Annotated in this window: 22 protein-coding genes and 2 pseudogenes; 18 read left to right on the top strand and 6 right to left on the bottom strand. The window is 41.3% G+C overall.

The window, feature by feature from the left end:
• Positions 1 to 232: 232 nt before the first annotated feature.
• The 3 genes and pseudogenes from ABID29_RS11195 (at position 233) to ABID29_RS11190 (ending at position 1,561) form a co-directional block, all read left to right on the top strand.
• Entirely contained in the window at positions 233 to 610 is a 378-nt protein-coding gene (locus ABID29_RS11195; RefSeq protein ID WP_354366208.1) for a sigma-70 family RNA polymerase sigma factor, read from the top strand.
• Positions 577 to 891: pseudogene (locus tag ABID29_RS12355) on the top strand (hypothetical protein); the annotation flags it as partial. The gene ABID29_RS11195 and the pseudogene ABID29_RS12355, both read left to right, overlap by 34 nt.
• A 286-nt stretch (positions 892 to 1,177) precedes the next feature.
• Positions 1,178 to 1,561: a hypothetical protein gene (locus ABID29_RS11190; RefSeq protein WP_354366207.1), complete on the top strand. Its 384-nt coding sequence runs from the start codon at positions 1,178 to 1,180 to the stop codon at positions 1,559 to 1,561.
• Positions 1,562 to 1,749: 188 nt separating this feature from the next.
• Here the strand turns inward: ABID29_RS11190 and lysS are convergent, their stop codons facing one another.
• The 5 genes from lysS to ABID29_RS11165 form a co-directional block, all read right to left on the bottom strand.
• The gene (gene lysS / locus ABID29_RS11185) at positions 1,750 to 3,240 is read right to left on the bottom strand and encodes a lysine--tRNA ligase (RefSeq protein ID WP_354366206.1); all 1,491 of its coding nucleotides are present in this window, start codon (positions 3,238 to 3,240) and stop codon (positions 1,750 to 1,752) included.
• Between the two features lie 68 nt (positions 3,241 to 3,308).
• A complete protein-coding gene (locus ABID29_RS11180; protein ID WP_354366205.1) occupies positions 3,309 to 3,971 on the bottom strand; it encodes a histidine phosphatase family protein in 663 nt (220 codons plus the stop codon).
• A 41-nt stretch (positions 3,972 to 4,012) separates the two neighbouring features.
• Positions 4,013 to 4,483, bottom strand: a complete 471-nt coding sequence (locus ABID29_RS11175; protein WP_354366204.1) for an aminoacyl-tRNA deacylase — start codon at positions 4,481 to 4,483, stop codon at positions 4,013 to 4,015.
• 1 nt (position 4,484) lies between these two features.
• On the bottom strand, positions 4,485 to 5,327 hold the full coding sequence (locus ABID29_RS11170) for a DUF368 domain-containing protein (protein ID WP_354366203.1): 843 nt from the start codon (positions 5,325 to 5,327) through the stop codon (positions 4,485 to 4,487).
• Positions 5,328 to 5,407: 80 nt separating this feature from the next.
• The gene (locus ABID29_RS11165) at positions 5,408 to 6,259 is read right to left on the bottom strand and encodes a glycoside hydrolase family 25 protein (RefSeq protein ID WP_354366202.1); all 852 of its coding nucleotides are present in this window, start codon (positions 6,257 to 6,259) and stop codon (positions 5,408 to 5,410) included.
• Positions 6,260 to 6,393: 134 nt separating this feature from the next.
• Between ABID29_RS11165 and ABID29_RS11160 the strand changes: the two genes are divergently transcribed.
• Positions 6,394 to 7,278, top strand: a complete 885-nt coding sequence (locus ABID29_RS11160; RefSeq protein WP_354366201.1) for a DUF4430 domain-containing protein — start codon at positions 6,394 to 6,396, stop codon at positions 7,276 to 7,278.
• A 258-nt stretch (positions 7,279 to 7,536) separates the two neighbouring features.
• Here ABID29_RS11160 and ABID29_RS11155 read toward each other — a convergent pair whose 3' ends face one another.
• Positions 7,537 to 8,013 carry a glutathione peroxidase gene (locus ABID29_RS11155; protein WP_354366200.1) on the bottom strand — a complete coding sequence of 159 codons (477 nt, stop codon included), beginning with the start codon at positions 8,011 to 8,013 and terminating at the stop codon, positions 7,537 to 7,539.
• Positions 8,014 to 8,120: 107 nt separating this feature from the next.
• Here ABID29_RS11155 and ftsW point away from each other — a divergent pair, with 107 nt between their 5' ends.
• The 14 genes and pseudogenes from ftsW to ABID29_RS11085 all read left to right on the top strand — a co-directional run bounded on the left by ftsW (position 8,121) and on the right by ABID29_RS11085 (position 22,426).
• Positions 8,121 to 9,338 (top strand): cell division peptidoglycan polymerase FtsW, encoded by a 1,218-nt coding sequence (ftsW, locus tag ABID29_RS11150; RefSeq protein WP_354366199.1) that lies wholly within the window; start codon positions 8,121 to 8,123, stop codon positions 9,336 to 9,338.
• Positions 9,339 to 9,722: 384 nt separating this feature from the next.
• Positions 9,723 to 12,419 (top strand): phosphoenolpyruvate carboxylase, encoded by a 2,697-nt coding sequence (gene ppc / locus ABID29_RS11145; RefSeq protein WP_354366198.1) that lies wholly within the window; start codon positions 9,723 to 9,725, stop codon positions 12,417 to 12,419.
• Between the two features lie 99 nt (positions 12,420 to 12,518).
• On the top strand, positions 12,519 to 13,028 hold the full coding sequence (locus tag ABID29_RS11140) for an RNA polymerase sigma factor (RefSeq protein ID WP_354366209.1): 510 nt from the start codon (positions 12,519 to 12,521) through the stop codon (positions 13,026 to 13,028).
• Positions 13,006 to 14,025 carry an anti sigma factor C-terminal domain-containing protein gene (locus ABID29_RS11135; RefSeq protein ID WP_354366197.1) on the top strand — a complete coding sequence of 340 codons (1,020 nt, stop codon included), beginning with the start codon at positions 13,006 to 13,008 and terminating at the stop codon, positions 14,023 to 14,025. The genes ABID29_RS11140 and ABID29_RS11135 overlap by 23 nt, the downstream gene beginning before the upstream one ends.
• Positions 14,026 to 14,130: 105 nt before the next feature.
• Positions 14,131 to 14,628, top strand: coding sequence for an RNA polymerase sigma factor (locus ABID29_RS11130; RefSeq protein WP_354366196.1), 498 nt, complete (start codon positions 14,131 to 14,133; stop codon positions 14,626 to 14,628).
• Positions 14,615 to 15,583 (top strand): anti sigma factor C-terminal domain-containing protein, encoded by a 969-nt coding sequence (locus tag ABID29_RS11125; protein ID WP_354366195.1) that lies wholly within the window; start codon positions 14,615 to 14,617, stop codon positions 15,581 to 15,583. The genes ABID29_RS11130 and ABID29_RS11125 overlap by 14 nt, the downstream gene beginning before the upstream one ends.
• 123 nt (positions 15,584 to 15,706) lie before the next feature.
• Positions 15,707 to 16,903 (top strand): elongation factor Tu, encoded by a 1,197-nt coding sequence (tuf, locus tag ABID29_RS11120; protein WP_168549976.1) that lies wholly within the window; start codon positions 15,707 to 15,709, stop codon positions 16,901 to 16,903.
• Between the two features lie 213 nt (positions 16,904 to 17,116).
• A complete protein-coding gene (gene tnpA, locus ABID29_RS11115) occupies positions 17,117 to 17,590 on the top strand; it encodes an IS200/IS605 family transposase (protein ID WP_354366194.1) in 474 nt (157 codons plus the stop codon).
• A gap of 378 nt (positions 17,591 to 17,968) precedes the next feature.
• Complete coding sequence (locus ABID29_RS11110) at positions 17,969 to 19,027, top strand: ArsR/SmtB family transcription factor (RefSeq protein WP_354366193.1); 1,059 nt, start codon at positions 17,969 to 17,971, stop codon at positions 19,025 to 19,027.
• Between the two features lie 101 nt (positions 19,028 to 19,128).
• Positions 19,129 to 19,947 carry an ABC transporter ATP-binding protein gene (locus ABID29_RS11105; RefSeq protein WP_354366192.1) on the top strand — a complete coding sequence of 273 codons (819 nt, stop codon included), beginning with the start codon at positions 19,129 to 19,131 and terminating at the stop codon, positions 19,945 to 19,947.
• 1 nt (position 19,948) lies between these two features.
• The gene (locus ABID29_RS11100; protein ID WP_354366191.1) at positions 19,949 to 20,719 is read left to right on the top strand and encodes an ABC transporter permease; all 771 of its coding nucleotides are present in this window, start codon (positions 19,949 to 19,951) and stop codon (positions 20,717 to 20,719) included.
• A gap of 2 nt (positions 20,720 to 20,721) precedes the next feature.
• On the top strand, positions 20,722 to 21,510 hold the full coding sequence (locus ABID29_RS11095) for an ABC transporter permease (RefSeq protein WP_354366190.1): 789 nt from the start codon (positions 20,722 to 20,724) through the stop codon (positions 21,508 to 21,510).
• 88 nt (positions 21,511 to 21,598) lie between these two features.
• Positions 21,599 to 21,715 (top strand): annotated as a pseudogene (locus ABID29_RS11090) (hypothetical protein); the annotation flags it as partial.
• Between the two features lie 237 nt (positions 21,716 to 21,952).
• Positions 21,953 to 22,426: a sigma-70 family RNA polymerase sigma factor gene (locus ABID29_RS11085; protein ID WP_354366189.1), complete on the top strand. Its 474-nt coding sequence runs from the start codon at positions 21,953 to 21,955 to the stop codon at positions 22,424 to 22,426.
• Positions 22,427 to 22,757: the final 331 nt, after the last annotated feature.

The raw sequence follows: 22,757 nt of genomic DNA, 5'->3' as shown, positions 1-22,757 counted from the left end.
AGAGATGGATCAATCATTACCCCAAACGACTACTAAACTACAAGACGCCTAGAGAAGTTTTAACAACTGGCTAACTTGGACTTGAAATTTGGCTTAGTAAAAAGTAAATAAGAAAAACAGAAGAAATCAATCTGAATTATTTATAAGAGGACATTTTACGCCAAAGTGTAGAAGTCCTCCTTTTTTATTCTCAAAAAACCAAAACAGAGAAATAAAAAGGGAGGAACGCACAATGGACAAAAGAGAATACTATATTTATATCAGAGGGAAAGCCGTAGCCGTAAGTGAAGAAATCTACAAAGCTTATTGGAAGATAACAGAGCACGAAAAATATCTCCAAAGAAAAGATTGGAAGCATAATGTAATACCATTTTCAGCATTAGACCATGACGGACACTTTGTAGATAACATCATAGATGAAAAAATAGACTTAGAAAAAATCGTAGAAGTAAAAATGCAAATTGAAGGACTAAATAAAGCATTGGCTACACTGACAAAAGAAGAAAGAGAGTTAATGGAAGCCATCTTCTACAAAGAAGAAAGCTTAAGGTCAATTAGCAGAAGAGAGAAAGTTACACATCAAGCAATGATTTATGGCTTGATCCGGTAAGAAATGGAAACCATCAAATCCCTATTGTAGCATTTGATGATAATGAGAGCTTATTAAAGCAGATAAGCATTGAAAGACCAAACTTTATCGTTGGAGATGAAGTTAAATACAAGGACAAAGTCTATACCATCACAAGATTTGATGATATGGGTAATAATCTAAAGACAGTAAAGGTTAAGGACAATACCGAATATCTTGGCGGTATGATAACAGGCTCCGATGTAATCCCTTATCGTCTTGAAAGCGACCTGGAGAGGGTATTTGAAAATCTGACATATAAAAAAAAAGCAACAGTCTTAAAAACTGTTGCTTCAGATTGAAGAAAAAGTCCATTTCGGACAATTTTCTTTAATCTTTTTTCTTTTTCCCTAAAAAATAAAACTCTTAGAAATGCTGCTAAAACAATATTTTTAAGAGTTTGTTCAAGTTGAGATTGACTCTCTGGCTTTGATATTTTTCTATCGATTAAAGAGTTTGACTACGTTCTGAGACTCATTCGAGGCTTTTTTTATTGGAGCACTTTTCTGACATAATAGAGTTACAATTATATATGAAAGGATTTTTCCTATGAAAAAATTAACCTCACAAATTTTTATGTTGTTTATTATGGAGCAGATTTTTAAAAATCTTGAGAATCAAATAACTGATGATAGTTCTATGAATGTCATCATGGATATTTTCACAATTGAAGAACAAACGATTATTCAATTAAAACGTGAAGAGGAGAGACTTGAATTTCGAATTTTTAAAAATGCTAAAGTTACCATTGCATTTTTAAATTCACTTCATCCTAAGATTAATTTTGAACTTTCAAAAGTTGACTTTGAAGACTCACATAAATTTTGGAACGAATTGTTTGAAGCTGCAATTTCATCTTTTATCAACGAAGATTGGTTTGATTTTATGTCATGGTTTACGTATGAAGTAGAGATGATCCTTGACCTAAGTTAAGTTAAAATAAAAGCGAACATTCTTTTGTTTAGAGATTGAATCTCTTGAAGAATGTTCGCTTTTTTGTTTATCGGCATTTTAGCCTTTTTTTGACAATTTTTTAGTTTTAAAAAATTGGTCGTAAATTGGTCGTAAGTTTTGTCAATGACAGGCTAGAAACGGCATAAAATCAAGGTTTTTAAGAGAGATTACTTCATCGTAGGGAAAAGTAACACATCCCGAATCGTTGTCGTATCTGTCAAGAGCATGCAGAGGCGGTCGATACCGATACCGAGTCCACCTGTTGGTGGCATACCGTATTCGAGCGTTTCGACAAAGTCGTAGTCGATACCAGTCGCCTCATCGTCTCCCAGTTCTTTAGCTTTGGCTTGGGCTTCAAAACGTTCTAATTGATCAATCGGATCGTTCAGCTCGGTGAAGGCATTGGCGTACTCTTTGGTCATGATAAAGAGCTCGAAGCGATCGGTAAAGCGAGCGTCGTCATCATTTTTCTTAGCAAGTGGTGAAACAGCAACAGGATGGCCGTAGACGAAGGTTGGTTGGATCAGGGTTTCTTCGACGAATTCCTCGAAGAAGGCATTAATAATCTGTCCGACTTCGGTATAGTGTTTCTCGAGTGGAACCTTCTTCTCCTTAGCGATAGCAACGGCCTCATCAAAGGTCATGTCAGCCCAGAAATCAACCCCCGTGATTTCCTTAATGGCATCAACCATGTGGACACGCTTGAAGGGATCCATGATCTTGACTTCGGTTCCCTGATAGATGACTGGTTCATCGCCCTTGACAGCCTTGGTTGCATGTTGGATAATCCCTTCGGTCAAATCCATGATATCTTCGTAGTCCGCATAAGCCTGATAGGCTTCGATTGAGGTAAATTCAGGATTGTGAGTCGCATCCATTCCTTCATTGCGGAAGATGCGGCCAATCTCATAAACCCGTTCCATACCGCCGACGATCAGACGTTTGAGGTGGAGTTCGGTTGCGATACGCAAGACCATGTCAATCCCTTGGGCATTGTGGTGGGTGATAAATGGTCGCGCAGCAGCACCACCAGCTTCATTGTGCAAGATAGGTGTTTCCACTTCTAAGAAGCCATTATTATCCATGTAACGGCGAATTTCAGAAATGATTTTGGATCGTGTTACGAAGCGTTCGAAGCTGTCACGGTTTGAAATCAAATCCAAATGACGCTTGCGGTAGATGGTTTCGATGTCAGATAGGCCGTGATATTTCTCAGGCAAAGGACGGAGGGCCTTAGAGAGGTGCGTCAATTTCTTAGCCTGGATGGTTAACTCCCCCATGTCAGTCCGCATCACCAGACCCTCCACTCCGATGAAGTCCCCTAGGTCAGCCTTTTTGAAAATATCGTAGTTGTCTTCGCCGACTTCGTCCTTACGGATGTAGAGCTGAATTTGGCCTTCCCTGTCTTGGATATGGGCAAAGCCGACCTTGCCTTTACCACGCTTGGTCATAATACGACCAGCGACGATAGCTGACTCACTGAGCTCGTGGAGTTGGTCCTTGTCCTTATCGGCATAGAGATCTTTTAATTCCTTAGAATTATGGGTCCGCTCAAAACGTTTACCGAAAGGATCGATACCTTGCTCACGTAGGGCATTCATTTTTTCACGGCGGACCAATTGCTGGTCATTTAATTCTTGTGTATGTTCACTTGACATGTCATTATCTCCTTATTCCTATTGTTCTATTCTATCATATAAACAGCTGTAAAAACAGCCCTAAGGCATCATTTCTTACCAACTCCTGGGATAATAATCTCCTGATTGTTTGGCAAAAAGCTCACATCATTCCAAGTGATCAGTTGGAATGATTCAAAATCGTCTGTTTCAAGGATCGTCACGCTTGAATTGTAGAGCCCACCAGCCTTGCGCAATTCAGATGGATCAAAGCCCAGAAGTGTTCGGATTGAAGCAGTTGAAATAGCACCGTGGCTGACAAAGAGGAGGTTTTCGGCCAACAAATCCTTTTGAGATTTGACAAAATCGGTCCACCGGCTAGTCGCTTCATAAACGCTCTCGGCTTCAAATAGATCCGCCTTAAACCGGCTGAGGTTGTTGCGATAGGCGTGGTGCTGCTTAGGGTAGAGATCTTTCATCAAGCGGACCTTAGTTCCTTCTAGTTTGCCTAATTTCCATTCTCGGAGATCTTCTGTTAAGGTCAATGGGGGCTTGGGATCTTGTTTGTCTAGGATAGCCTGAGCTGTTTTGGCTGCTCTAGGCAAATCACTGGAAAAGATGTGGTCAAAGGAGATGTCAGACAAGTGCTGACCGAGGACTTTTAAGTCTTCCAAGGTTTCAGGAAGAAGAGGCGAGTCACCTTGATTGCCCTGAAAGCGTCCTTCGATGTTCCATTGGGTTTTTCCGTGTCGGACAAAGTATAAGCGGGTCATGTTACCTCCGTTCGAATGTTTTGGTGTTTAAATCGTTTGGTTTAATCCATAAGATCGGCAAAATCAGCCCCTACAAAATCCGCTAGAGTCTGGCTGTCAATTCTTATGCTGCGGCCGACCTCACCAGCTGAAATAATGATCTGCCCAAGAGTGAGTGCATGATTGTCCAAGTAAATCGGGTAGCGGTGCTTTTGACGGATTCCGACAGGATTGTTAGCACCGTGGATATAACCAGTCGTTTTTTGGAGATCCTTCTGAGGGATCATCTGAACCTTTTTATTACCAGATACCTGGGCTAACTTTTTCTCAGATAGATGGCCGGTCAGGGGGATAATGCCGATAAGGGGCCCGGTCTTATCTCCGATAAGGGCCAGCGTTTTAAAGATTTCCTCCCTAGGGACAGCTACCGTTTCATTTGCTAAGGCGTTGAGGGCCAGACCTTCGTGGGCAATACCAGCCTTGTCCAAAATCTGCTCTACCAAGGTCTTTTTTAATTTCAGTTTTTTAGCCATATTATTTATATTTTTCTTCTAAGCGGCTCATCCAAAGCCCCAGCCATGCTCCCAAGCCAAAAAAGACACTGGCTAAGCCGTAGGTCAAGAAAGAGGCACCTGCATAGGAAATACTTTCAGCACTGTTGGGGTTTGGAATGAGAATCAAGAGTGTCGATGATAAGACAATGCCGATGATAAAGTGATAAACCCTAGAATGATGACGATTTAGGGCATACTCCATAGCCTTGGAAAAAAGCAGGATAGCCAGAACACCGCCGATAGCAATAGGGAGGAAGGTTCCAGTCAAATCGAGACGCTTAAACCCAGAAAGCATTGGAGAGTAGAGGCCTAAAATCAGTAAGAGATTGGACGGTGAGAGGCCAGGAACAAGGATACCTAAGGCAATCAGACTGCCTGCCAGGATAAAGGTGGCAAAGTTAGCAGGAATCGTACCAACCAAGTCGCTCAAGAAGTAAAGCAAGAGACCTGAGCCTACAAAGGTAGCGACCAACCAGCCCCAGTCCTTAGCATCGCGAGAACTTTTTTCAGTAGCTGTTGTCCAAAGGCTTGGCAAGGTGCCGACAATGGCTCCTGCAAAAGCCCAAAGCGTGATGACTTGGTAATGCTCCAGCAACCATTCCACCGGGGCAGATAGGAGAGCAATCCCCAGAATGCCACCGATTCCTACAGGAAGAAAATAGAGAACATTCTCTAGGAAGCCTTTTTTAAGGTGAGCCAAGAAGGCAATCAGTCGCTCATAAATGCCCAAAATAGCTGCTAGAACCCCACCAGATACACCAGGGAGAATAAAACCTAGAGCAATAATCATACCTTTGAAAAGGCGAGATAGCCAAGAAAACATACAAACTCCTTTAAACTTTGTAGAATAGAAAAAGATGATATCTCACATTATATCATCTTTTTATGGTTAAACATAGTCTGTTAGTTTGATTCAGGGAGAGTGAAAAGCTTTTTATAGGTTTCCATCTTGTCCTTTAGTGGAGAGATTTGGTTGAGATCAACAACTTCTGAGATTCCAGCAGACCAACCACGAGAAGTATACTGGTGGAGGTCATAGTCAATATCAGTTGAAGGCAGAGCCTCGTAATAACCAGAATCAGAACCGTAGGTAGGCATCCAGACCGCATCGAATTTATCCACAGAGATGGAGTGATCTTCCATGAAGTAGGTTCCGATGTAGATACCTATATTTTGGGCACCTAAACTTTCAAGCTCAGAGCGGAAGGCTTCGACACCCAGGTCCATATTAGCCATGGTCTTTTCTTCAACATCCAGCCAGTAAAAGGTAGGATTAAAAGGAGCAGAAGCCTCATAAAAAGTCTGAGCTTCCTTTCTCATCTCCTCCTCACTTTTACCTGTGACATAGGCATAGACAGCAACAGGGACATCCCGTTTTTGGAATTCTCTGATGTGTGTTTTATAAGCCTTATCGATTCCGTTTTTATCGGATGCATTATTGTCCTTTTTTGTATTCATGCCGCTCTGGACACGGATAATAGCTCCTGAAATATAGTTTGACATTGCATCGTAATCGATATTAGTCGGCAATTGCCAACCAGAGAGGTCGATAATTGGCCGAGAGACATACTCTTCAGTGAGGGGCACATTAGCTTTGGGTTTTGTCGAGGAAGTAGCGGTAATGGTAGGCGTCGCTTTTTGAGCAGCTTTTTTTGCTTGAGCAGCCGTATCAGCTCCCCACTTTGTGAAAAGAATTGTCACAAAAAAGAGAGTAAAGAAAGCGAGGACTACGATGGGTTTAATCTGTTTTCTCATCTTTTCCATTCTATCTTAATATTGTTGAAAAATCAAAAAAAATGTATGCTTTTCACATGAATTAAGAAGCAAAACTTGACAAGTACTAGGAAATGCTCTACTCTTATGAGGAAAGGAAAGAAGGAATGAATGGTATGACAGTAAGGCAAATGGCGAAACTTTCTCTGCTGGCAAGTCTCTGTATTGCCTTGAGGTTTAGTTTTGGTGCATTTCCAAATATCAAGCCGATCACAGCTATTTTTTTGGTTTGCCTGATCTATTTCAAACTTTGGGAAGTGATTGTAATTATGAGTCTAACCATGATCATCACAGGGATTTACATGGGGTTTGGAATATGGATTTTATGGCAGATCATTGCCTATGCGATAGTGCTCATGCTTTGGCAGTATCTTGTCAGTCCTTTGGCTAGAATGACGGGTTTGCGATTACCTGTCTTAACTATTTTATCAGGAGTAATGCCCTTTGTTTATAGTCTGGTCATAGCAGTATTTGATAGCTGGTTGTACGGTACCAGTCTCTTGGCTTACTGGTTGAATGGCTTAGTTTTTGACTATTTGCATGCCTTATCAACAATTGCTTTTTATCCGATCGTATTTTATAGTTTAAGGAGACTATTCAACAATGAAAAAACATATACTAGTTTATTTGCCTTAGTATCTGTGATGACTCTGGCTGCTTGCTCGCCAGCACCTACCTCTGTTCCTGCTAACAATCAGACCAGCCAAGTAGCTGATGATGATCCCACTGCACAGGCGACTATCTTGGTGAAGTTTACAGACAGGGAAACTGAGAAAGAAGTGACCTTTGAGGTGGGAGATTCCGTTATGGATGTTCTAGAAGACAATTTCAATGTGGAAGAAGAGGATGGCTTGGTAACAGTGATCGATGGTGTTAGTCAGGATCCTGCCAAGAACACTTATTGGATGTACAAGGTGAATGGCGAGATGGCAGAAGTTGGTGCAGAAAGCTACGAAGTAAAAGCTGGAGATAAGATAGAATTTTACTTAGAGAGCTTCTAAATATAGGATGAGATTTAGCTCAAGACTAAAACACCCTTATGATATATAACTTAAAAGCTACCTCCGCAATTTTAGGGGGTAGCTTTTGAATAGACTGAGAGGCTAGCGGGGATGTATTCCTTGCTTGGGTATTAGAATACTTAAAATCTAATTGCTTATTGATTTATAGGGGTAAAGTTGCAGAGAGTTCATGATTTAGTTGTAATTAGTCGAATTTAGTGCTGAATAGAGAAAGCATTTTAACTGGTGAGCATTGTTCTAAAGTAATTCTTGTATAGCAGATTGAATCTCAGCAGGTTCTGTCTGTGGTGAGAAGCGTGCGACTACCTGGCCTTGTCGATTGACCAAGAATTTTGTGAAATTCCACTTGATGCTTTTTCCTAAACTGCCGGGCTGCTGTTCTTTCAAGTACTGAAAGAGATGGCAGGTATTGGGGCCGTTGACAGCGATTTTCTTAAAACGGGTAAAAGTAGTTTGGTAGTTCAGTTGGCAGAATTGGTTGATGCCTTGATCGCTTTCGGGGGTTTGATTCATAAACTGGTTGCAGGGGAAGTCCAGGACTTCAAATCCTTGATTGTGAAAGGTATCGTAGAGTTTCTGTAAGCCTTGATATTGTGGTGTCAGTCCGCAGGCTGTAGCTGTATTGACAATCAAAAGGACCTTGTTTTTGTAAGGTTCAAGCGTTGTTATTGACCCATCTTGGGCTTCGATCGGTAAATTGTAAAGTGTTGACATGAGAAAAACCTCCTTTTCTTTATTATAGCATAAACTAGCTTCTGCTGTATTTATGTGGCAGAACATGGTATAATAGATGCCTACAGATAGATAGGAGTTTTAGTAGGATGAAGATTAATAAAGGGCGTTTGATGAATTACTCCATTCTCCTGCCTTACTTGATTTTATCAGTTCTGGGTCTGATTATTGTCTATTCGACAACGAGTGCTAACTCTATTTTAACAGGGGGTAATCCTTTCAAATCAGTGATTAGCCAATCAGCCTTTTTTATTGTCAGCTTGATTTTACTGCTGCTGATTTATCGGATGAAGTTGACCTTTTTGGGCAACGGTTTTCTGATTACGATTGTCTTGTGGGTCGAAGCTGGTCTTTTGATAGCTAGTCGGATTTTTGGTCAGGAGGTCAATGGTGCCAGAGGATGGCTGAACTTTGGGAGCTATATTTCCATCCAGCCAGCGGAATATTTGAAGTTGATCATAGTTTGGTATCTGGCTTACAAATTTTCTAAAATTCAAAACCTGATAGGCACCTATGACTATCAGGTTATCACGGAAAATACACTCTTGCCACGAAGTTTTACGGATTGGCGGACAATTAGTGGCCTCTTAATCGGTCTTGTGGTTATTATGCCAGACTTGGGAAATGCGGTGATTATTACCTTGACGGTTGCCGTCATGGTGGCCGTATCAGGGATTGGTTTTCGGTGGTTTCAAGTGATTTTTGGCGGTATTTTTGTAGGAGCTGGTGCCTTTCTGGGTATGATTTGGTTAGTTGGTGTGGAGACAATGGCCAATATTCCTGTTTTCGGTTATGTTGCAAGACGATTTAGTGCCTTCTTTGATCCCTTTGTTGATCCGAGAGGGGCTGGTCTGCAAATGACTAACTCTTACTATGCCATGACTAACGGTGGTTGGTTTGGTCTAGGCCTAGGAAATTCAATTGAGAAGAACGGTTATCTACCAGAGGCGCATACTGATTTTGTCTTTTCCATTGTTTTAGAAGAACTAGGGCTAGTGGGTGCTAGCTTGATTTTGGCCTTGTTATTTTTCTTGATTTTACGTATCTTCCTCGTTGGCATTAGGGCTAGGAATCCCTTCAATGCCATGATGGCCATGGGTGTAGGTGGCATGTTGCTCATGCAGACCTTTGTCAATATCGGAGGCATGTCAGGTCTGATTCCTTCGACAGGTGTTACCTTCCCGTTCTTATCTCAGGGAGGGAACAGTCTTTTAACCATTTCTCTGGCGATAGCCTTTGTGCTTAACATTGATGCCAGTGAGAAGCGGGATGCTCTAGAACGTCAGATGGAAGTGACACAGTTTTGATTAACAACAAAGAAAGGCTGACTTAGGCTAACAGGGACTATCTTCTGCATGATGTTTGTTTTGAAGGCTTGTCAATCACAAATGCAGGATAGGATCCAAAATACTTGGGAGAACGCTTGGAATGGAGTGTTTGGTTGCGCTTTTCAGAATCAATGCTCTACGCTTTAACGTAGCAGAAAGTAGAAAAAGGGCTCCTCGGTGACGGAGTTCTTTTTGCTTTACTGCTTTCGCACAGAAATAATCAGTCTCTATATTATTATCAATGATATCTAGGAACTTTTAGCTCGTTTCTGAAAAAAATGTGTAAGGAGAAATGGTTAGCTATTGTCTTTTTAGTGTTTAAAATGGTATGATAGTAGAAATCTATTGTAGAGGAGATTCCCAATGGTCAGTCCAAAACTAGAGAGCAATGCCAACCAACTAATGATGAAGGAAGAGGCGAGTATTTTGACGCATATCCTTGATCAGGTGACCCAAAAATTGGTTGAACCAGAGACCTTTGATAAGATCCAGAATTTAAAGCGTCTAGCCATGGTAGACCAGTATCAAGAGATTGATCAGCTGGTTGGGGAGCTAAAGAGTAATGAGATGGATACCATCGCCCGCTATTTTTCGATTTTACCGCTTTTGATCAATATTTTAGAAGATGTGGATCTGGCCTATGAAATCAACCGGAAGAACAACACCAAGGAAGACTATCTGGGACGGATTGCGACAACGATTGAGCAGGTGGCTCAGGCTGAAAATGCGGCAGAAATCCTTGAGAGCGTACAAGTGGTTCCGGTACTAACAGCCCATCCGACCCAAGTTCAGCGGGAGACCATGCTAGAATTGACCAACCACCTGCATCACTTGCTTCGCAAACACAGGGATGTAAAAGCTGGTCTGGTTAATGGTGATAAGTGGTATGCGGATCTTCACCGTTATATTGAAATTATGATGCAGACAGATATGATTCGGGAGAAAAAACTCAAGGTTTCTAACGAGATCACTAACGTTATGTCTTACTATGATTTTTCCATTATCAAGGCTATCACTAACTTGCAGACGGAGTACAAGCGCCTGGCTGCAGAAAAAGGAATCCTGTTACAGAACCCTCGGCCGATTCAGATGGGCATGTGGGTCGGTGGTGACCGTGATGGCAATCCCTTTGTGACCGCCGAAACGCTTGAACAGTCAGCTCTAACCCAGGCAGAAGTTATTTTTAACTACTATGATCAAAAACTATATCAGCTGTATCGGGATATCGCCCTGTCTAGTAGCTTCGTTAAGACCAGTCAGGCTGTTTTGGAAATGGCGGAGCGTTCTACAGATGCGTCGGTTTACCGAGAAAAAGAACCTTACCGTAAGGCTTTTTACTACATTCGTCAGAACCTCCAAAATACGCGGGCTTATCTCTTGGATGGCCAGGACCTGGAACCCCGCTATGCAGATATTGATGCCTTTAAGCACGATTTGGGTCTGATTCGGGAGTCCCTGATTGAAAACAATGCGGAGAATCTGTTGTCAGGAACCTTTACAGAACTTCTAGAAGCAGTTGAGGTATTCGGTTTCTACTTGGCCTCTATCGATATGCGTCAAGATTCATCCATTCATGAGGCCTGTGTGGCTGAACTCTTGGCCTCAGCCAATATCGAGCCTGACTACGCTAGCTTATCCGAGTCAGACAAGGTGGCTGTCCTGATCAAACAATTGACCCAAGACCCTCGCATCCTGTCTGCAACACATGTAGAGAAATCTGATGTGCTCCAAGGGGAGCTAGCCATCTTCCAAATGGCGCGCCGCTTGAAGGATCGTTTGGGAGAAGCTGTTATCAAGCAGAATATCATCTCTCACACGGAAAGTGTTTCAGACATGCTAGAGTTGGCTATCATGCTCAAGGAAGCAGGTCTGGTTGATAGCGACCAAGCGCGTGTGCAGATTGTGCCTCTGTTTGAAACCATCGAAGACCTTGAAAATGCCAATCAAATTATGACCGACTATTTGCAGTTGCCGATTGTCCAAAACTGGATGGCCTCCAACAAAGGTTATCAGGAAATCATGCTAGGCTATTCCGACTCTAACAAGGACGGTGGCTACTTATCATCTGGCTGGACCCTCTACAAAGCACAAAATGATTTGACGAAAATTGGCCGAGATAATGGCGTTAAGATCACCTTCTTCCATGGCCGTGGCGGGACCGTTGGCCGTGGCGGTGGCCCATCTTATGCCGCCATTACCTCACAGCCCTTCGGTTCAATCAAGGACCGCATCCGTGTGACCGAGCAGGGGGAAGTGATTGGTAACAAGTATGGTAACAAGGACGCTGCTTATTTCAACTTTGAAATGCTCTTATCTGCGACGCTTGATCGGATGGTGACGCCCATGTTGACTGATCCAAACGAGATTGACGACTACCGTGAGACCATGAATGCCATTGTGGCAGACAGTTATCAGATTTACCGTCAATTGGTTTTTGAGACGCCAGAGTTTTATGACTATTTCTTTGAAGCCAGTCCGATCCAATCCATCTCCAAACTCAATATCGGGTCACGACCGGCCGCCCGTAAAACGATTACGGATATCGGTGGCTTGCGTGCGATTCCTTGGGTCTTTTCATGGTCACAGAACCGTGTCATGCTCCCTGGTTGGTACGGCGTTGGTTCTAGTTTTAAACGCTTTATGGATAAGGATGAAGCCAATTTAGCCAAACTCCAAAAAATGTATCAGAGTTGGCCCTTCTTTAGGTCACTCCTGTCAAATGTTGACATGGTATTATCTAAAACCAATATGAACATTGCTTTTAAGTATGCCCAGCTTTGTAAAGAACCTGAGGTCCGCGATGTTTTCAATACCATTCTTGATGAATGGCAATTGACCAAAAACATCATCCTAGCTATCGAAAATGAAGAAGAATTGCTGGCGGATAATGATTTCTTGAAGGAAAGTCTAAAACACCGGATGCCTTACTTTAATATCTTGAATTACCTGCAGATAGAACTAATCAAGCGCATCCGCCAAGGAATGCCTGAACAGGAGGCCCGCAAACTGATCCATACCACCATCAACGGGGTAGCAACCGGTCTACGAAATTCTGGCTAACATCTATCAATCCTAGAAATTCATCGAGTTTCTAGGATTTTTTTCTTGGCTTGTAACCAAACTTCAACATAATTCGTTATATAAGTGAGGAAGGAGGAGATAGGCGTGGAGCTGGACCAGTATGAGAAAGAATTAGTAGGGATTGCTGAAGAAATAGTTCGCCACCTCATCAAATCGGGAATCAATCGAGCGGATGCAGAGGATGTCACCCAAGATGTTTTTCTGAAAATGTTAGAAGGAAGGTTTGTTGTTCCCAAAGAAAAGCTTCGAGCGTGGATGTACCGAGTGGCAATCCGACACTATATTGATAAATACCGTAGAAACAGACGCTATCAAGAAATTTTGCAACAAGAATTTTTTGATGGAGGTCTTATTTCGATGGATCGGGTAGATACTAGTGAGCTATATGATTTATTGACTGTATTGCCGAATAAGTACTACTTGATTCTGGAACTTTATTACTTTCAGGATTTTTCAGTTAAAGAGATTAGTCGTATCTTACATATTTCACCTAGCAAGGTTAAAATAGACCTTATGCGGGGGCGCAACCAGCTAAAAAAATGGATTAAGGAAAGGGAATTGACCTATGAAGACTTTATCAAAATTTGAACAGATTGCTAAAAAAAACAAGCGAAGAACAGTGGTCCTTGTAACTGTTTTGAGTGTCCTGCTGACTCTGGTCATCTTGCTGATAAGCTTTAAAATCATGTCAATAAGAACCTGGCAAAGTGCAGAAGAAACTAGGGACTACTATGACCGCATGCATAAGATTGCTTATCCTAATGTGCAATACAATTATAGCGTATTTGAGCCCACATCCGAGTTTTCAGGTTATTATTATTTAGACCGAGTTAAAAATATTGCAGGCATCAAAGTTCCCTATGAGGATATCAATGCGCCGTATGGGGCATGGAAGCGTAGAAGTTATATAAACGGCAGAGCGCGTACGGACACAACTCCTTATCAGACGGCAACCTATACACTGGGATCTGGTTATAAGTCTCCTATGTTTTACAACACCAGTTATGATTACAACCAGGAACATGGTTTTCATATGAAAAAGACCCAAGATATTGCTTTTTTGCCTCAAATGAAAGGCTATGCTGTTGAGATGGCAGTGACCTTTGACAAATCTTATACTCTGGAAGAAATTACAAACAAAATTCCAGAACAATTGATGGTCAACTGGTACTGGATTGGAACGGATTCCAATCTTTATGATACAGCTATGTTTACTCCGGAAGAGCAGATTGGTTTTTCGCTTAACCCTTATTTGGTTAGAGATGGCAAGGACAGTACCGATAAAGAAAAAGAAGACGTATGGCAAATGAGCTATCAGGATTTCACCGAGAATTTACAGCTTGCATTAGACCGGGACTGGCTTAATCATTCGCTCTCAACCGCTAAAGGAGAAATCTATAGTCAGAAAAAAGAGGTTGCTGCTTATTTGAAAGCCAATCCAGATGTCAAAACAGCCCGTTTTTCTGGTGTGATTTTGACGGGTCGAGCGGAAGATTTTTCAGATTTGGAAGGTAAAGAATGGATTTTTGCCTCCAATATTGGTGAAAGTATTCTGATTCACCCTTACCACCAGTTACAAGATTGAGTAAGAGCCGCTGGCTCTTTCTTTTTATCCAAACAATCGCTAAAATGAAAGAAAGATGTGACCTGGAGGGATACTCATTCGTCATATTAGTGAAAGGAGGGGTAAATGAAGCTGGATGCATACAGCGAGCAACTGATTAGTTGGGCAAAGGAAGTGGTAGCTTACTTGGTTGCTTCAGGGGTCAAGCCAAGCGATGCAGAAGATGTGTTACAGGATGTTTTTGTTCGACTATTGGAAGCGGAATTTATCCTTCCTGGAGCAAAAATCCGTGCCTGGATGTACCGTACGGCAATCAGGCGCTACATTGACCTCTATCGCAGGGATAAGAAGTACCATGAGATTTTACAAAAAGAATTCTTTAGGCCAGAAGAGTTACTGTTTTGTGATAAGGGGGACTATGATGACCTTCGAGATGCCATCAGCAACCTCCCCAAAGCCCAGCGACTGGCTCTTGACCTTTACTATTTTCAGGGCTTTTCGATTCAGGAAATGGCCCATATCGCTGGTAGTTCACAGAGTAAGATCAAAATGGACTTGCTCCGAGGACGACAAACACTGAAAGATTTATTGGAAAAAGAAGGAGTTTACAATGGAAACATTTGAGATATTGACGAAAAAACGACAAAAAAAATCGGTGAAACGAACTATTTTAATTTCGACTGTGGTAACTATTCTAGGGATAGGACTGGTTTTAACAGGTTTCATGCTTTTGGAGTTAATGGCACAAAATAATTATAGTCGTTTACAAGACTACTACTTCCAAAGGGTGACTGTAGCTTTTCCAAACATTCATCTTGGTTCGCATTCAATGCGCATGAAAAATTTCGGAGGGGAATATAAAGAATACTTGGTAAAAGATATTCTTGGCGTAAAAGTACCTTATGATGAGCTTGAGGCAACCTACTCTACTAGTGGTTTTAATCAAGATCATTCTTTGGAATATGTTAGGCCAGCTAGTTTGATTCAGGATGCAACAGAGATGGCCTACAGTCCTAAAAAACATCTGAAGAGTCCTCTTTTTTTCAACCCTCAAGCAGAATATGGCCCAGAAGATATTATCAGAAAACCAGCTCAAGAACTATCCTACGTTTCTCAGATGAAAAATCAACTGGTCGAAGTTGCTATAACCTTTAAACAACGGTATACTTTTGAAGAAATCCAGACAATGATTCCAAAAAACCTAAAAGTTAATTGGCTATGGATTGGTAGCGAAACAAAACTTAATTCTTCTAAGTTGCCCTTGGGAAACTTGTTTGGTTGGAAACCAAGAAAGACCTATTTAGAACAGTCCTTCAACGAATTTCAAGATATTTTAAACAAAGTTTATGAAGAGAGGGAGAAGGAGAAAATTTCATCAGAGGAGGAACTATTAAACCAAGATTTGGCTAGTTTTTTAGATGAAGCAAAAGAAGGGATGTCTAATGCGAGATTTGGTGGGGTTATTGTGACGGGTCGTGCCGAAGATTTTGCACAGCTAGAGGAAATGGACTGGATTTACGCTACCTCTATAGGTATTTCTATCCCAAATCAACCTTATTATACCTTGGGTAAAGAATAATCTGAGGAAAAACAGGTAAAAGACTTGCATTTTCCCTACAATTTGATAGAATAGAAAGGAAAGTTAGACTGTATTGCCTACGGTCTTTCTATAAAATATATTTTATTGGAGGCATTTACTCAAATGGCAAAAGAAAAATTTGACCGTAGTAAACCACACGTTAACATTGGTACTATCGGACACGTTGACCACGGTAAAACTACTTTGACTGCTGCGATCACGACTGTTTTGGCACGTCGTCTTCCATCATCAGTTAACCAAGCGAAAGACTATGCGTCTATCGATGCTGCTCCAGAAGAGCGCGAACGTGGTATCACTATCAACACTGCACACGTTGAGTATGAAACTGAAAAACGCCACTATGCACACATCGACGCTCCAGGACACGCGGACTACGTTAAAAACATGATCACTGGTGCTGCTCAGATGGATGGTGCGATCCTTGTAGTAGCTTCAACTGACGGTCCAATGCCACAAACTCGTGAGCACATCTTGCTTTCACGTCAGGTAGGTGTTAAACGTCTTATCGTCTTCATGAACAAAGTTGACTTGGTTGATGACGAAGAATTGCTTGAATTGGTTGAAATGGAAATCCGTGACCTCTTGTCTGAATACGACTTCCCAGGTGATGATCTTCCAGTTGTTCAAGGTTCAGCTCTTAAAGCCCTTGAAGGTGATGCTAAGTACGAAGACATCATCATGGAATTGATGAACACTGTTGATGAGTACATCGAAGAGCCAGTTCGTGACACTGACAAGCCACTCTTGTTGCCAGTCGAAGACGTGTTCTCAATCACTGGTCGTGGTACAGTTGCTTCAGGACGTATCGACCGTGGTACAGTTCGTGTCAACGATGAAATCGAAATCGTTGGTATCAAAGAAGAGAAGAAAAAAGCAGTTGTTACTGGTGTTGAAATGTTCCGTAAACAACTTGATGAAGGTCTTGCCGGCGATAACGTAGGTATCCTTCTTCGTGGTGTGCAACGTGACGAAATCGAACGTGGTCAAGTTATCGCTAAACCAGGTTCAATCAACCCACACACTAAATTTAAAGGTGAAGTTTACATCTTGTCTAAAGAAGAAGGTGGACGTCATACTCCATTCTTCAACAACTACCGTCCACAATTCTACTTCCGTACAACTGACGTAACTGGTTCAATCGAGTTGCCAGCAGGTACTGAAATGGTAATGCCAGGTGATAACGTAACTATCTCAGTAGAACTTATCCACCCAATCGCCGTAGAACAAGGTACTACTTTCTCTATCCGTGAAGGTGGACGTACTGTTGGTTCAGGTATCGTTACTGAAATCGAAGCTTAATCAAGTTTCCCAGAATAGCAATTAGAGTCAGACAACTTCTAATTGACCCCTGCTTTTGGCGGGGGTTTTCTATTATGGCTTCCAGCCAGTTTTTCTCGGAGAGAAAAATGAGAAAACCACCAGCTAAGCTGGTGGCTGATAAGGCTTCTAGCTTCCATTTATTTTTCCTAGTATAATCTAATTGTTCAGGTTAGATACAGAAAGGAAAAATAAATGGCTAAAACCAGTTATAGTTTATCACACACCAAATGGATGTGCAAATATCACATCGTCTTCACTCCGAAGTATCGTAGAAAGTCCATCTACTATAAAATTAGACAAGACCTCATCGATATTTTCCGTCATCTATGCCAGTACAAAGGAGTAGAAATTATAGAAGGGCACATGATGCCAGATCACGTTCACATGCTTGTGCTGATACCACCCAAACTAGCGATTTCCGATTTTATGGGATATTTAAAAAGTAAGAGTGCTTTGATGATATTTGATAGACATGCGAATTTAAAGTATAAATACGGAAATCGTAAGTTTTGGGCGAGGGGTTATTACGTCAGTACTATCGGATTAAACGAACAAACAGTAGCGAAGTATATTCGCGAGCAAGAGAAGGACGACATAGCTCTAGATAAGTTGAGCGTTAAAGAATACGAAGATCCCTTTTCAGATGGAGGATTTAGAACAAGATAAAAGCCCGTTGTTACGGGCAATAGTCAAGTAATAGAAGCATAACCTGAACAACGTTCAGCGAGCGTCTTTAGACGCTGCTGGAGTTTAACGGCTTATAGCCGGTGTACAAGCCACCCGTTTTCACGGGTGGTTATGACTTAAAGCGAAAAATAAAATCTGGAATAAAAAACATCCAACGGGATGATTAATTCTTGAGAGCTTGCTATAATAGATAATAGGAAATTGGTCAGGGTTATTTAAAATTACCTTACCTATTTTCATGGCTAAAAAGGTCAAGGTAAAAGATAGATGACTTTTATTTTGATTGGACTACCCGACCTGATTTGATTATTGCCGATGATAGTCATCAGTGATTTTAAACAACTTGTGGAGAACTGTATGTCTTATTCTAATCCTCAACTTTTATCAAAGGTTTACCATTTTCTACCGCATTTAGAGGCTTTACTAGGCGTTTATAATCTGCTGTTAGGAGAATCTAGGCGCGCTTCTACGGATTTATTTTTTTCTAGGTCGCGGGTAAACGAATGGCAGCAGTCTTTTCGTCACCTTTTTGAAACTTATGGGGCAGTAAAAGAGTTGACAGGTGCTTTTGTGCTGGAATGTTTGTTAGATTTTGATACTGTTGATTTTAGCTTAGAAGAATTTGAAGCTTACCTGTTAGGGTTGCCAGAAGAAGAGCGGTTGTGGTCTCTAGCACCCTGGTCTCATTTGGCTGAAGCTACCAAAGAAGATCTTAAGGCGGCACTGGTCGATGAGAAGATACTAGATGATCTTTACGGAAAGGTTCAGAACTATTGTTCCAGCTATTTAGGATTTGTTGCTTTTATCAGGGAAAGTGACCGTTATCTCAAAGAATATCTTGATCTGGCGAAGCTCATTCTTTCCGATGGGTTAGAGACAAGGCTTGCTCAAAATAAGCAAAAAGCTCAGGTGTTTCAAGAAAAGGTGAATTCTCGACTAGAGAAGCTTGATCCGCTTTCTTTGTCTGAAGAATTGATGGGGAAACAGTTTCGGAATCGCGGGCCTTATGAGATGACTTATTTTATTCCATCTCTTTTGCTCCCCTCAAGATGCCTTCGTTTGTTTGATGAAGATGAAACTAATGGGGCCAAGCAATTCGTTTTTTGTCGTTTAGAGAATGCTGAGAAAAATCCAGAAAACACAGTGGCAGTTGTTAAGGCTTTTGCAGATGAGACTCGATATCGGATTCTAATGCTCTTGTCTCAGTCGGGACCTATGAAGGGACAAGAAATTGTTAAGGCTTTGAAATTGGCACCATCAACTATTTCTCATCATATGACCGCTTTATCGGAGAATGGTTTAGTGGTGGAAGAACCAGTAAAAACAGCTAAGTACTACAGTCTATCTAAGAAAAACCTTGACCAGCTTCTAAAAACCATAGTAGAAGATCTGGATCTTAAAACGTTTGAAGAATAAATGAGAAGCAGAGCAAGGAAATGTTCTGCTTTTTTGCTTGACTTATGCAAAATATTCTATTATAATCTTATTCTATAAATATCGAACAAAAGGAGAGGCTTATGGAATCAATCATCAAGGTCGAAAATTTGTCTAGGACCTATGGAACTGAGTCTGGATTCTTCAAGAAGGAGAGCCGGATTGTTAAGGCAGTCAAGGAGGTTTCGTTTGATGTGAAAAGAGGAGAGATTTTTGGCCTGCTTGGTCAAAATGGGGCTGGCAAGTCTACAATCATTAAGATTTTGTCAACGATGCTCTTGCCGACATCTGGGCAAGTAAGCATTCTGGGGTATGATGTTTTCAAGGATGAGGCTAAGATTCGCGAGCGAATCAATTTTGTCTTCGGAGGAGAAAGGAGTCTTTATTACAGACTCACTGCTGAAGATAATCTTTTTTACTTTGCGGATTTGTATAAGATTTCTAGGAAAGAACAGAGACCGTTAGTATCAGAATTGCTTGACTTGGTAGGACTAGGGAAAGTTGCCAACCGTCGTGTTGAAACTTTCTCAAAAGGAATGAAGCAACGGCTTCAAATTGCCAGAGCCTTGCTTAATGATCCGGAAATTATTTTTTTGGATGAGCCGAGCATCGGCTTGGATCCTGTAGGGGCAATGGAATTGCGACAGTTGATTAAGGAAATGGCTGCTAGGGGGAAAACGGTCCTGTTGACAACTCACTACATGGCTGAAGCAGAGGAGTTATGTGATCGTATTGCTATTATCAATAAAGGACAATTGATAACTTGTGGTACTTTGGGAGAGTTGGCTTCTCTTATCACAGATGTTGAAAGAGAGGCCATCCTGGCAAAGAAACTAAATCAGCAAGAGCAATTGGAAGTTACACTAGAGGATATATACATTGCATTGGTGGAAAGGGGTTGAGATGAGAGTCATTTTTTCAAGTGCGTGGGTTCACATGAAACAAGCTTTTGCGAGAAGCATGTTTCGTTACTGTCTCTTTTTAAACCCTTTGTGTAACGCCATCCTATTAGGGATGATGTACTCAGAAAAATCTGCCACTCAATTTACTCTTTATGCTATTTTAGGGTCCTCCCTATCCTCTTTTTGGACCATCATCTGTTTTTCTTCAGCGGGTGATATTAACCGTGAGAAATATATGGGTACATTGCCAGTTCTATTTACAGCTCCTGCGGGATTTAAGAAGATTCTTTTTGGAAAGTTGCTGGGAAACAGTATTTGGGGATTAGTTACTTTTGGTTTGAATATCGGCTTTGTCCTTCTAATATTTGGAAGAACTATAGCAGTTAAGCATCTCTCGGCTTTGATTCTATTGATTTTATTGGCAGTTTTGAGTTTTGTAAGTTTAGGATTGTTGATGTGCTCGGCGTTTACTCTCTCGAGGGTTGCACAACTGTTGATGAATACGATAGAGTACCCTTTTTTGCTTATGACAGGTATGGTGTTTCCAATTGATCTGCTATGGAAACCAATTCAGTGGATTGGCTACTGTCTTTCGCCGACGTGGATGATGAAGGGGCTTTACTTGGTAGTTTATGGCGAATCGCCTCAAGAATTGACTAGGGTGTTTCTAGTATTGAGTGGGCTGACCCTGCTTAATTTTACTTTAGCTTATCTAGCTTTAATGAAAGTTGAAAAAAGATGTCGTGTAGAAGCCAGTTTGGAGGTCTATTAAAAATGGAAAAAAACTATCGTTTTTTTAGGAGAATTGGCTTTGCTTACAAGCAAGAATCACTGTTATCGGATTGGAAAACGTACGTCCTTTTTGATCTGATTCCACCAATTGCACAGACTCTCTTGTTTGCCTTAGCAGCTTACTATATTTATGGGCCTAATGAAGTGAAAAAATGGATGATTGGCAATGCCTTATTACTTTCTTCTTTTCAAGCTTTGTTTGGAGTCGGAACACAATTGTTGACAGAAAAGTATCATGGAACTTTGAGCCTGTTGATTGCTTCTAGAACCAGGGTGCAAGAGGTCTTTCTGTCTAGCATGCTTAGTGCCATGTTATCTAGTATGGTCACGGTAGTGTTTGGCCTTACCTTGGTTAGTCTAATCATGGGGATAACCTGGTCAACTCAATTGCTTGGCTGGTTTCTTTTATTACTGATGGTTTCCATTTTTGTTTCCATGAGTTTTGGGTATGTTCTTGCTTGCTTTATTCTGGTGAGTAGCGAAGTTAATCTCATCTTAAATTTGATCAGTAAATTATTACTGATCTTTACGGGAGCCAATTTTTCGCTTGATAAACTTCCTATTACGCTACAAGGATTTACCAAATGCCTACCTTTGACACGGTCAATAAAAATTGCACAGGGAATAATGGAAGGTCAATTGCCTGATTATTTTCATCAATTATTAGTTGAAGAAGGATTACTAGGGATTGCTTTCTTAGGTATAGGAACTATTTTATTAGAAATAATGGAACAAAAATCGCGTAAAAGCGGAAATTTAGAACTTATGTGAGGGATATGATATTTTTGTGAAATATTGTTTTAATCTCCGAGAAGCCAAATCGGAATATTCCGTTAAAGGGACTGTTGACGATTAGATTGTTCTTCGTTCAGCGACTCAAGGACGCGGTACTTTCATGATGGTCTTTGACCACTATGAAGATGTTCCTAAGTCAGTACAAGAAGACATCATCAAGAAAAACAAAGGCGAAGCATAACAGTAATAACAGATATCCCCCTTTTTATAAGATACAAACTCCTAGAGGAAAGCCTCTGGGAGTTTTTTTTTGCACAGGAGTGAAGTTGAGGTTGGAACGCGAAAATCGAGTTCTCTGTGGCCTAGTAATAACTAGGAATAGACCGTTCGTGCTCAAAAAGAGACCGTTTATGAAAAGGCTGTTTCAATTAGCAGAAGAAGTAGTAGACTGAACTAAAGTTAGATATAGGAGGTAACGATGCGCTTCGAAAGAATTTATGCGAAGGTCACAGGTATTGTGCATAAGACGCGGAAGGAATACTACATTCAGCTATGGGACCAGTCGGACTGGGATCAAGAAGGGATGATTATATTGTCCCGATTGCTGCTAGAATGTCCAGGGATTGAAGAACGCGAAGAGGACCTGTATCGGTACTTCAAGACCAAGTTTCGCAACTATGTCTTGGACACGGTTCGTAAGCAGGAAAGTTACAAGCGTCGGATAAACCGTCAGGCATATGAGGAGGTAGGAGCGATAGCCCATAAGCTACACATTCGAGAGATGGCGATGGAAGACCGTCTGATTTTACGAGACATGCTTTTGCAGTATCGATCGCAACTTCCTGAGTCATTAAAGGAGCACTACGATAAGCTGCTAGGAGGCGAGCAATTCAATGGACGCAAAGAGATGATACGTGACCTTAAGGGCTATCTGAAAGATTTTAAGGGATAGGAGAAGGTGAAAAGCATTAACCAGGTGATGGCAAACGAGGGTGGGTAGTTGGCTATCCACTCGCCATTGCTACCTAATAGAAGAATCCATCAAACAAAAGTCGGGGCAAGGGTATTGACAAATGGAGGTCAAGGTGATAGAATAATGAAGTTGTCACAGGGAACTCAAAGGCGAAACAGTTTTGAGAAAAAAAGATAAAAAAAGTTTCAAAAAAGTGTTGACAGGTTAAAGAGGAAGTGATATACTAAGATAGTTGTCTCGCAAGGAGGCGATGAAGACCATTGAAAATTAAAGAAGACGAACCAAACGTGCAGGGTGAAGTTATGAAGAT

It is taken from the genome of Streptococcus rupicaprae, assembly GCF_040545225.1.
GTDB classification, from domain to species: domain Bacteria; phylum Bacillota; class Bacilli; order Lactobacillales; family Streptococcaceae; genus Streptococcus; species Streptococcus rupicaprae.
This window is presented reverse-complemented; position numbering and strand designations above follow the sequence as displayed.